Here is an 11,508-nt window from a genome sequence, read left to right on the forward strand (position 1 = left end):
TTTTTGTAGGAGGCCTCCCGTGTCCAGGCTTTCCCAAAGGCTCGCCTTGCCAGAGCGCGCAACCGGGAGCCAGAATGCGCTCATCTGCCCCGCCTGATGTAAGGAAGCCCGATGCCTGATCCTGTTGCTGCCAGCTTGCGTCTAGCGCCCGAAGCGCTGACTCGCCCTTTCTCCGCTGAACAGTTCAGCTTCTCGACCACTAATGATTTGGAGCCCTTTCGCGGTGTGCTTGGCCAGGAACGTGCGGTTGAAGCCTTGCAGTTCGGCGTGGCCATGCCACGCCCCGGTTACAACGTGTTTGTCATGGGTGAGCCGGGTACCGGCCGCTTTTCGTTCGTCAAACGCTACCTGAAGGCCGAAGGCAAACGCCTGCAGACCCCGGCGGACTGGGTCTATGTGAATAATTTTGATGAGCCGCGCGAACCGCGCGCCCTGGAATTGCCGGGCGGCGCTGCGGCGGCGTTCATTGCCGATATCAATGGGTTGGTCGACAACCTGGTGGCGACGTTCCCGGCCGTTTTCGAACACCCGACCTATCAACAGCGCAAAAGCGCCATCGACCGCGCCTTCAACCAGCGCTACGACAAGGCGTTGGATGTGATCGAACGCCTGGCCCTGGAAAAGGACGTGGCGCTCTACCGCGACAGCTCCAACATTGCCTTCACCCCGATGCTCGACGGCAAGGCGCTGGACGAAGCGGAGTTTTCGCAACTGCCGGAGGCTGATCGCGAGCGTTTCCACACGGATATTTCCGAACTGGAAGAACGCCTTAACGAAGAACTGGCCAGCCTGCCGCAGTGGAAGCGTGAGTCGAATAACCAACTGCGTCAGTTCAACGAAGAAACCATCACCCTGGCCCTGCAACCTTTGCTGGCGCCTCTGTCGGAAAAGTACGCGGAAAACGCCGGTGTTTGCGGTTATCTGCAAGCCATGCAGGTGTACCTGCTCAAAACCGTGGTCGAGCAACTGGTGGACGACGCCAAGACCGACGCCCAGGCCCGCAAGCTGCTCGAAGAGCAGTATTGCCCGAGCCTGGTGGTCGGCCACTCGGTCAACGGCGGTGCGCCGGTAGTGTTTGAGCCGCACCCGACCTACGACAACCTGTTTGGCCGTATCGAATACAGCACCGACCAGGGCGCGCTCTACACCACCTATCGCCAGTTGCGTCCGGGTGCTCTGCACCGTGCCAATGGCGGTTTCCTGATTCTGGAAGCCGAGAAAATGCTCAGCGAACCGTTTGTGTGGGACGCCCTCAAGCGTTCCCTGCAGTCGCGCAAGCTGAAGATGGAATCGCCACTGGGCGAGCTCGGCCGCCTGGCCACCGTGACCCTCAACCCGCAAATGATTCCGTTGCAGGTCAAGGTCATCATCATCGGTTCGCGCCAGCTCTACTACGCGTTGCAGGATGCCGATCCGGACTTCCAGGAGATGTTCCGCGTCCTGGTGGATTTCGACGAAGACATTCCGATGGTCGACGAGAGCCTGGAGCAGTTCGCCCAGTTGCTCAAAACCCGCACCTCGGAAGAAGGCATGGCGCCGCTGACGTCGGACGCCGTGGCGCGTCTGGCGACCTACAGCGCACGCCTGGCCGAACACCAGGGGCGTTTGTCGGCGCGTATCGGCGATTTGTTCCAGCTGGTGAGCGAGGCGGATTTCATTCGCCACCTGGCGGGTGATGAGATGACCGATGCCGGGCATATCGAGCGGGCGCTCAAGGCCAAGGCCACGCGTACCGGGCGTGTGTCGGCGCGGATTCTCGACGACATGCTCGCTGGGGTCATCCTGATCGACACCGCCGGTGCGGCCGTGGGCAAATGCAACGGGCTGACGGTGCTGGAAGTCGGCGATTCGGCCTTCGGCGTGCCGGCGCGGATTTCCGCCACGGTGTACCCGGGCGGCAGTGGCATCGTCGACATCGAGCGCGAGGTTAACCTCGGTCAGCCGATTCACTCCAAAGGCGTGATGATCCTTACCGGTTACCTGGGCAGCCGTTATGCCCAGGAATTCCCGCTGGCGATCTCGGCGAGTATCGCGCTGGAGCAGTCCTACGGGTACGTGGACGGCGACAGTGCCTCGTTGGGCGAGGCGTGCACCTTGATCTCGGCGTTGTCGAAAACGCCGCTCAAGCAGTGCTTTGCGATCACCGGCTCGATCAACCAATTCGGTGAAGTGCAGGCGGTGGGTGGGGTCAACGAGAAGATCGAAGGCTTCTTCCGCCTCTGCGAAGCGCGCGGGTTGACCGGCGAGCAGGGCGCGATCATTCCGCAAGCCAACGTCGCCACCTTGATGCTCGACGAAAAGGTGTTGCAGGCCGTGCGCAACGGGCAGTTCCACATCTATGCCGTGCGTCAGGCGGATGAGGCGCTGAGCTTGTTGGTCGGTGAGCCGGCCGGTGAGCCGGACGAGGAGGGGCAATTCCCTGAAGGCACGGTGAATGCGCGTGTGGTGGAGCGTTTGCGCGCGATTGCCGAGATGATCAGCGAGGACGACTTGAAGGAAGCGGAGAAGGAGCTGGCGCAGCAGGCGTTGGCGGAAGCCAAGCCGAGCTGATTGTCGTGACGCGGTCAGTGTGGGAGCGGGCTTGCTCGCGAAGGCGGTGGATCAGTCATTAACAATGTGTCTGACCGACAGCATTCGCGAGCAAGCCCGCTCCCACATTGGATCAGCGGAGTATTTGGAAACGGCGGTGAATTCGCCACTAAATTGACTCGCCTCTCAGGGACCAACGCCCGTTGGTCCCTACAGCCTTGGTTTGTACTGGTTTTCTTCTATTCTGAGCGTAAGGGATATCTACAGGAGTCGCTGGATAGAGACAGCTTCGCCAGGCGCGAGGTTGAACACCGATCTACCGAGGGTCGCCGCCATGTCGCGCAACCTTTGCCTTACCCGCCAATGTTTGGGCCTGGTTACCCGTATCGAATGCTCCATTCGCCCTCTCGCGGGGGATAACGGGATGTGGACGTTGTTGTTTGCCGCTGGCATGACCGGCGAACAGCCCTCCACCATCAAGTCCCAAGGCCCGTTTCACGGGCCCTTCGTGGCAGAAACCATTCTGCAGTCAATTGTTGAAAGCCTGACCCTGCACGGTTATGCGCTGGCCGACGACCCGCAGATCTGGTGCCTGCACCTGCAGGCACATCTGCGACAACTCAATGGTGGGCGAGGGCAGACGCTCAGTGATACCCATCACTGAACACTATTTGCCCTCGGGCTTGTCCAGCTTCACTTCGAAACCGTATTGCACGGTGCTCAGGTCAGTGCGCTGGTAACTTTCCAGCGTCGTCGGCTGGCCATAGAAATAAAACACGTCAAAGAGTGCCGTGCCGTACTCCTCGGCGCGGTGGCTCACGCCGAGAATTTCCTTGAGGTAGTGGCCGCTGGCGTCCTTGGCGTAGAAACGCCAGCTGTCGGCGGGGAATTCTTTTTGATCGACAATCAGCGCGTTGTCTTTCAGCGACAGGCCTTTAGGCAGCTTGCCCACGTCAATCGTGGCTTTTTCGATCGTGGCCAGAAACAACGGTATCGAGCCGACTACGAAGGCGGGGTTTTCCGGGAACAGGGTGAGATCGTAAGTCAGCGTGCCGCTTCCTGCATTCAGCTCGAAGGCCTCGGTCGGCAGTTCGATGGGCTCGCCGCGTTCGCCTTTTTCATCCGCGGTGAAGAAGGTAATCGGCGACTCGCCGCTGTTGCGATCAGCGCCGACCAGGTCGTCATTGAACGTGAACGGGTGGTCAAACACGATCTTCGCGGCACTCGCGTCTTCGGTCGACTGGCTGATCGTCACGCTTTTTTTCAGCTGCTCCTCGGTCATCGCGGCGTCTTTTAGCCAACTGGCGGCGCTGTCGTCGTACACCGTGACCGGCATCGGCAAGGCTTGCACGGTCTTTTGCAGGCTGTTCTTGTCGAAACGCATCACCGGCAGGTCGAGGTCCTTGCGCGTGAGCGTGGCCTTGGAGAAGTCCAGTACATCGACCTGCAGGGTGTCGATCAAGCCATTGAAATACACCTTGGCGTAGTGGCTGCTTTGTTTGTGCTCAAAGGCTTTCTGCTCGTCCGTCAGGTGCTTTTCAAAGGCATCCGACCAGGCCGTCTGCTTTTGCATCTCGGCCAGTTGTTTCTCGTAGAACGCTACTTGCGCGGCATTCTCGTTGATGGAGCCCGAGCGGGTCAGAAATTGCCCGCTACTGTCACGCGCCTGTACCAGTAAGGGGTTCGGCGATTCGTCACCGACCTCCGGTGCCATTGGCTCGCTGTTGGTCAGTTCGATCTCGGCGTAGTTTTTCTCAAGCAGCAGCAGGTTGAGGGTGATATTGCCCTCGGTGCGTGTGTGGCCCACATCTTTTTTCGACAAGTCGAATGTCAGCACCTTGCCGGGCGCAATCACCTCAACCGCGCCCTTGAGGCTGACCGGCTGCGGCTGGCTCTTGTTGTCGGTCTCGATACCCTCGATGAACGGGTAAGTCACGGTCAGGTCATCGGGGTTGGTCAGGTTGGAGCTGCTCGGGCTCAGTTGGATGCCTGGGTCGGTTTCCGACCATTCCGGCTGAAACGGGATGACTTTATTGTTGCTCAAGGTCACCGACTGCCATTCCAGGCCATGGGGGAAGGGGAACTGGTCCGGGGTGTTGAAGTTGAATGGGAACACCGGCTGCAAATCCGTCAGGTAGTCGGAATGCGAGGCTTTGCGCAGCACGAACAGGCCATTGATGTAGGTGTCCACCAAGGCTTGGGGCGTGGGGTAATGCTTGAGCAAGGCCAGGGTGTCTTCGCCGTATTCGGCTTCGATGGGCTTGTTGGCGAGTTTGACGCGCGCCCGTTCCAGCAACAGCAGCGAGCCGCCGAGGTCGGCAATGGCATCTCTGAGTTTGGGGTCTTGAATGGTGTCGAGCGACTGTTCGAACTTCGCGGTTTTTTCTTCGAGGGTCACCTGCTTCTGCTCTTCTTTGGGAGAGCAGCCGCCGGCCATCAGCAACGCCGCACACAGGCCGATCGTGGCCAAAGGGGATCGCACATCCATCATCTGAATCTTCCTGTCCGACATCATCGAGCCGAGTTAATGGACTCGACACTAGCAGAAAAATTCTCTTACAGATGCCGCTCAGGTCAGTTTTCTCGTGGTTACAGGGGTTTGTTAGCGGCTGGTATACTCGGCGCCATTTTTAGCCATGCTGTGTGAGAACCGATGGAACGCTTTATTGAAAATGCTATGTACGCCTCGCGTTGGCTGTTGGCGCCGATCTATCTGGGGCTTTCCCTGGGCTTGTTGATCCTGGCGCTGAAGTTCTTCCAGGAAATCATCCACGTGCTGCCTAACATCTTCACCATGTTGGAGTCGGAAGTGATCCTGCTGCTGCTGTCGTTGATCGACATGGCGCTGGTCGGTGGCTTGCTGGTGATGGTGATGATCTCCGGCTACGAGAACTTCGTCTCGCAGCTGGATATCGATGAGGATAAGGAAAAGCTCAACTGGCTGGGCACCATGGACTCCTCGTCACTGAAGATGAAGGTGGCAGCCTCCATCGTGGCGATTTCGTCCATTCACCTGCTGCGCATCTTCATGGACGCCAAGAACGTCGATCCGCAGCATTTGATGTGGTACGTGATCATCCACATGACCTTCGTGATCTCGGCGTTCGCCATGGGTTACCTGGACAAACTCACCAAGCATTGATGCCCGGCGCCGACCTTACTGCTCGACGAAGTAGTAAGGCTGGCGACCGATCGCCATCTGCTTGATCACGGTGACTTTCTCAGCCAGTTGCTCGGGGCGGTCCAGCAGCGCCATGTTGCCGGGCTTGGCAGTCAGAAAACTACGCAGCTGCGCTTCAGTTTGCAGGATCGGCAAGTAGCCCTGCAGATAGAACACGCTGGCCCCGGCGATGCGCTCGTTAGGCTGGAACAGCACCACCTCCTTGCCTTCGGTTTGATAAGCCTTGGCCTGACTGATCACCGGTACGAAGGACTCGCGCAAGTCGGCTTTTGGTGCAAACCAGAAGGCGGCAGTCATGTAACTGACGATCAACAGCGTGAACACACCGCTGATCACGCCGCGGTGATAACGGTACAGCCCCGGTTTACGCGCTTTGAGCCACTCCAGCAGCACCCCTGCATATTCCGCGGCAAGGACGGCAGCTGCCGGTGTCAGTGCCATCAGGTAAACCACGCGCTTGCTGGACGCCAGGGTCAGCAGGGTGAACTGCGCCACCAGCCACACGCTGAAAAACAGGCGGTAGCGGTTACGCACCAGGCTTTTGCGAAAGTGCCACAGGCCCAGGTACACCAGAATGTTCCAGGGCAGGAAGGCCTCGGGCAGTTTTGCAAGGTAGTAATAGAACGGCTCGTAGTGCCCGGCCTCGACAAACGAGCCACTGAAGCGCCCGACGCTGTTGGTCCACAACACCTCGGCCACGGCCTGCAGGCCGCCACGCTGGAACAGAAACCCCAGCCAGATCAGCAGCGGCACCAGCGCCAGCAGCGTGAACAGCCCAGGCTTGAGCCAGTCGCCGATGCGCAGGCGCTTGTCCATTACGCTGGTGCTGAGCAGGTACACAAAAATCACAATGCCCGGCATCGCCAGGCCAAGTACACCTTTGCTCAACGTCGCGATCGCCATCCCGACGGTAAACAACGCCCACGCCCACACACTGGAGCCTTGACGGTCGGGCCGCACGGCCTGGTAGAAGGCCAGCAACGCAGTGGTCACACCGAGGCTGAGCAATGAATCCTCACCCACGCCGCGCACATTGCCCCAATAGCTGGCCATGGTCGCGAGGATCAGCGCCGCGCAGAACGCCAGGGTCTGTGGCCGCCCGAACTTGCGCAGCATTGCGTAAAACAGCATCACGCTGAACAGCCCGGCAAACGCTGAGGCCAGGCGTACCGCCCAGGTTGTACCACCGAACAGGCGAATCGCTCCGGCATCCAACCAAAGGCTCAGCGGTGGTTTTTCCAGGAACGGCTCACGAAACAGGCGTGGGATAACCCAGTCATTGTCCAAGTGCATGGCCATGGCGATCCCGGCGACGCGGGCTTCGGTGGAGCCTTGCAGCTCATGGCTGCCAAGGGCGAAGAAGAACAACACCGCAACGAGAAGGAGCAGCAGCGAAACGGGACGCGTCATAGGTTTTAGCTACCGGGGCAAGGGGCCGTTCGGGGGAACGGCCGTGGCGATCGGCTAGTATAGGTAACGGATTCTTAATATTTCGTGAATGAATGTGCGGTTTTTGTAAGGCTCACAGGGCCCGATATTCATGGCTGTTTCAAGCTAGGCAGCGCCGCTTTGCCTTGCGCGGTCAGTACTGGTTCCAATTGCGCCCACGTGAAACTCAACTCGTTGTCGCAGCCGTCGCCCGTGGCGGGCGTGGAGAGTTGCAGGCCTTGGGTGTTGAAGCTCAGGTCGAAGGTGGAGTAGCTGGTCACCGCCGGGCAGCCTTCGTCGGTGGTGGTTTGCTTGGCGAGCCAGTCGCTGAATGGGGTGGGCAACTTCACTTGGCCGGAGTAGGCGTCGTACCATTCCTGCTGCCCGCCGAGCCAGGTCCACGGGTCTACGCTGTCGCCGGTTTGCAGGTTCCAACTGTGCAGGCCCCAACTGATGCCGCCGCGCCCATAACCTGCCGTCCAGCGATAGAACCGCACCGTGATCCACTGCGAGGACCAGTAAAACGGCTCCACCGTGATCTCACTGGTGGTCGTGCCGCCGCTCTGGTCCAGTGCATTGCGCCGCTCACGATAGAAGTCGGCCTGGCCGTCCGGGCTGACCGCCAGCCGCGCGAGGTCACGGTTGATCTTCTCGATAGCCGGCCCTTCGCCTTCCAGCTTGAAGGTGACCTGCCCACCTTGGGTGTGCACTTGGTAGGCGTGCTCGCGGAAAGCCTTCTTCTCGACCGTCACCTTCGGCGGCACTGCCTCGAGTGGCGTGTTATAGGTGTCGCTGGCGCAGCTTTCGGTATCCGCCCGCTTGAGCAGCACCGCCAGGCCTTTGCCTCCCGGGGCTTTGCTCCAGGTTCCCGTCAGCGTGTCACCTTGCGGCTCATCCAGCTGCCAGAAACCCGTGTTGCCTTCTTCGGCCCACGGTTCACTGGCGTTGGCCTGGGTCAGTTGGATGGGAGTGAGGATGCGCTGGTAGTAGTAACTGCCGTTGGCGCCATGGGCACCATTAAAACACGCGGTAATGGCGGATTTACCCAACGTGCCTTTCCACACACCTGCCAGGTCGGCAGCGTGGGTGAGCAAGGGCGCGCAGGCGAGGGCGATGACAGCGAAGGGCTTGAACACGGGTATCGGACTTCCGGTTGTCTGATAAAGGCGGTCAGGGTAATGGGAAGTGTGAGGGGATTCCAGCGGGCGAGGCCTGTGAGGTGTCTCGCCCGGCTAATCGAAACAGGGTAGCAACTGTACGCGGGTTAGCAGACCAGGAATCAACAAACCCAGCGCACCCGAAAGGGCCTCACGCACAGCTGCCATAACGTAGTCCAGCAGATGCTGAGCGGATGGTGATGTTGCAGGCCTTGATATGAGCCGAGCGGCTAACCCCGGTCGCTGATTTTGCAGCGATGAGAGGAGGTTAGTCATGTCGGTGGAGTGGGAACAGTGCACCAATGGCGCGACATCTTGAAGGAACAATCCGAAGGCCCGCTGGCTGGGGTTTCCATCCTCCAGAAACAACAAAACCCGCACTAGGCGGGTTTTGTTGATGCTTCGAATTGGTGGAGCCGGGGGGGTTTGAACCCGCATCCGAGCCATGTAGACCGGGGCCTTCAGGCTTGAGGCTGGCATAATGCTGTCATTTCGGTAAGATCTACGGCAGTGCTCAAAGGAGAGAGGCTCGATATGAAAAGCATGTTGACGGATTCTGATTACTTCGCTATCGGTAGCCTTCATGTAAAGATTCATGCATGTGAAGTGTTCCTAAAGTCTGCTTTGGACTTCGGGCTTTCTAGCAAGACCCATGGTTCAAGTACTGCTCAGAAATTAACTTTAGGACAGTTGATCGCGGCACTAAAGAAGAAGGTAGAGGTGCATCAAGCACTCAAAGATTTGTTATCCCGATTTTTGCAGTCTCGTAACGACTTTGCGCATAATATATCGAAAATACCAGGTGTAGACTTTGGTACCGAACAAGGAGTTAATAATCTAAGGGAGTTTTTGGAGTCTCTCGATGAAGACACGGACGTTGTGCTCAATGTGTTTGCTGCTGTTATGTATCGGTGGCAGAAATTAAATTTTCCTGATTTTGAAAGTGAACCGGAAGCTAAGCAGATTTTAGATAAGACTTTCGCATTGCATGGACCGAACCTAGGCCAATATTTTTCTATCCGTTCAGAAGTGCTAGAACCCAAAAAGAATAGTAATAAAAAGAAAAAACGTTAGAGCAGAGGTTTTATTATTCCCCAATGAGCCCAGTCTGGCCGCTATACTCAGAATCGGCCGAGGTAATCAAACGTTGGATACCTCGGCCGTACATTTTCCGTTTTCTGACTTGCAATATGCCCAATGTTCGCTCATCGGCTGACAGCAGAGCGCTATTTTAATGTCACAAGCGCCTTCTTTACCGAGCGGCGGGCTTAGATCGAGTATCGCCTTTAAACCTTCCGTCTATTTGATCACTCCATAGCGTTTCTGCTTTGTTTCCCGCGTTCAGATCTGCTGACGGCATCCATCGCCCGTAAACCCTTGCGATCATCGTCCAGTCAGTGTGTAGTGGTCTAATGAAACCGGACATCTATTTAGGCGAGAATGCTCGCCAGATCGAGGTGTCAGATGACCAAACAACGCCGCTCCTTTACTCCTGAATTCAAGCGCGAGGCTGCCGACCTTGTGCTCAAGCAAAAACTACAGCTACATCGAAGCCAGCCGTTCACTCGGCATTGGTGAGTCGGCATTGCGTCGCTGGGTTGACCAGATTCAGAAAGAACATAAAGGCGTCACCCCGCAGAACAAAGCACTGACTCCTGAACAGCAAAAAATTCAGGAGCTGGAAGCCCGGATTGCTCGGTTTGAGCGAGAGAAATCAATACTAAAAAAGGCTACTGCGCTCTTGATGTCGGAAGATCACGAGCGTTCGCGCTGATTGACCAGTTGAACGCCGATGAACCGGTTGATTGGCTGTGCAAGGTGTTTGACGTCACTCGCCCGTGTTACTACGCCCAGCGCCTGCGGCGCCGCACGCCCGATGTTGAACGGCTTCGATTGCGTAGTCGCGTCAGTGAGCTGTTCTCGCAAAGTCGCAGCTCTGCGGGCAGTCGCAGCATCCTGTCGCTGATGCGTGAAGACGGTGAGCAACTCGGTCGATTCAAAGTGCGTAGCTTGATGCGCGAGCTTGATTTAGTCAGCAAACAACCCGGCTCCCATGCCTACAAGCGAGCAACAATAGAAAGACTGGATATCCCGAACACATTAAACCGCGAGTTCGACGTGCCAGCGCCCAATCAAGTCTGGTGCGGCGATATCACCTACATTTGGGCGCAAGGAAAGTGGCATTACCTGGCTGTCGTCCTGGATCTTTGTACGCGTCGGATCGTGGGCTGGGCGCTGTCGGAACAGCCAGACGCTGAGCTGGTGATCAAAGCGCTGGATATGGCTTACGAGCAGCGTGGCAGGCCTTCGGATCTGCTATTCCACTCGGACCAGGGATCGCAATATGCAAGCCGACTCTTTCGCCAGCGGTTATGGCGATACCGCATGCGCCAGAACATGAGTCGACGAGGAAACTGCTGGGATACTCACCGATGGAGCGCGTGTTTCGCAGCTTGAAAACAGAATGGATACCGACCGTGGGCTATCGAACTGCGCAGGAAGCACAGCGCGATATCAGCCATTTTTTGATGCATCGCTACAACTGGATTCGGCCTCACCAATTCAACGATGGGTTGGCGCCAGCGCGGGCCGAGGAAAAACTTAACGTCGTGTCCGGGATTAGTTGACCACTACAAGGCAGATGCCTATCGGTCCGGCAATAGCGCCGACAGCGGTCCCTAACTGTCCGCCAGCCAACGCAGCGCTTGCGCCGCGCGCTGCGCCGCCAATGGAGCCTATAGCGGCGCCAGCTTTCATGGCGGTTCTGAATGAGGCAATTTTTTGGGAGTTGCAAAGGGGGCTCTGCAATGACATGGGATGGCTCCATGAGTGGTTGTCATGGCGGTGATGTATGACTGACAACATTTTGATTCGAGTTTCTTTGTGGCCTTCGTATGGTAGCTAACGGCGACGCAAGTACTAAGCGACCCAGTTTGCCCGGCTGCGTATCAGTTGTAATCGTGGCCCCGATCTCCGTTGTCGTGCTCATCCGGAAAACTGACCTGTCCATAACCCCGTGATCGGGCGGCCAGGTAAGTTAGTGAATGCAAGGTGTGTTACGTCTAACTGAAAGCAGATGTAGGGCATAATTGACATGCTCTAGCTCTAGCTCCTCTAGCCAGGTAAGGTTTGTAGGTGGCAATAAGCCATATTTTTCTTGTGATCAATATAATTTTTCGGGTAGAGCAGAGAGCTTTTTTACTTACAGCCTTT

Annotated in this window: 7 protein-coding genes and 2 pseudogenes; 5 read left to right on the top strand and 4 right to left on the bottom strand. The window is 57.4% G+C overall.

Annotated elements, in window-relative coordinates; genetic code table 11:
• Positions 1-111 precede the first annotated feature (111 nt).
• Complete coding sequence (locus tag JFT85_RS20110) at positions 112-2,550, top strand: Lon protease family protein (protein ID WP_053258097.1); 2,439 nt, start codon at positions 112-114, stop codon at positions 2,548-2,550.
• A 313-nt stretch (positions 2,551-2,863) separates the two neighbouring features.
• A complete protein-coding gene (locus JFT85_RS20115) occupies positions 2,864-3,193 on the top strand; it encodes a PA4575 family protein (RefSeq protein ID WP_069552508.1) in 330 nt (109 codons plus the stop codon).
• A 3-nt stretch (positions 3,194-3,196) separates the two neighbouring features.
• Here JFT85_RS20115 and JFT85_RS20120 read toward each other — a convergent pair whose 3' ends face one another.
• The gene (locus JFT85_RS20120) at positions 3,197-5,020 is read right to left on the bottom strand and encodes a hypothetical protein (protein ID WP_201230321.1); all 1,824 of its coding nucleotides are present in this window, start codon (positions 5,018-5,020) and stop codon (positions 3,197-3,199) included.
• A gap of 162 nt (positions 5,021-5,182) precedes the next feature.
• Between JFT85_RS20120 and JFT85_RS20125 the strand changes: the two genes are divergently transcribed.
• A complete protein-coding gene (locus JFT85_RS20125) occupies positions 5,183-5,671 on the top strand; it encodes a TIGR00645 family protein (RefSeq protein ID WP_053258095.1) in 489 nt (162 codons plus the stop codon).
• Positions 5,672-5,686: 15 nt separating this feature from the next.
• Here the strand turns inward: JFT85_RS20125 and JFT85_RS20130 are convergent, their stop codons facing one another.
• Together JFT85_RS20130 and JFT85_RS20135 are read right to left on the bottom strand one after the other, a co-directional pair.
• The gene (locus JFT85_RS20130; RefSeq protein WP_053258094.1) at positions 5,687-7,120 is read right to left on the bottom strand and encodes an ArnT family glycosyltransferase; all 1,434 of its coding nucleotides are present in this window, start codon (positions 7,118-7,120) and stop codon (positions 5,687-5,689) included.
• 128 nt (positions 7,121-7,248) lie between these two features.
• Complete coding sequence (locus JFT85_RS20135; RefSeq protein ID WP_053258093.1) at positions 7,249-8,274, bottom strand: hypothetical protein; 1,026 nt, start codon at positions 8,272-8,274, stop codon at positions 7,249-7,251.
• Positions 8,275-8,829: 555 nt separating this feature from the next.
• Here JFT85_RS20135 and JFT85_RS20140 point away from each other — a divergent pair.
• Positions 8,830-9,369 (top strand): hypothetical protein, encoded by a 540-nt coding sequence (locus JFT85_RS20140; RefSeq protein WP_201230322.1) that lies wholly within the window; start codon positions 8,830-8,832, stop codon positions 9,367-9,369.
• Positions 9,370-9,547: 178 nt separating this feature from the next.
• On the opposite strand, the pseudogene JFT85_RS28490 reads toward JFT85_RS20140, so the two are convergent.
• Positions 9,548-9,697, bottom strand: a pseudogene (locus JFT85_RS28490) (site-specific integrase); the annotation flags it as partial.
• Between the two features lie 62 nt (positions 9,698-9,759).
• Between JFT85_RS28490 and JFT85_RS20145 the strand changes: the two are divergent.
• Positions 9,760-10,922: pseudogene (locus JFT85_RS20145) on the top strand (IS3 family transposase).
• Positions 10,923-11,508: the final 586 nt, after the last annotated feature.

This window comes from Pseudomonas sp. TH04 (assembly GCF_016651355.1).
GTDB classification, from domain to species: domain Bacteria; phylum Pseudomonadota; class Gammaproteobacteria; order Pseudomonadales; family Pseudomonadaceae; genus Aquipseudomonas; species Aquipseudomonas fluorescens.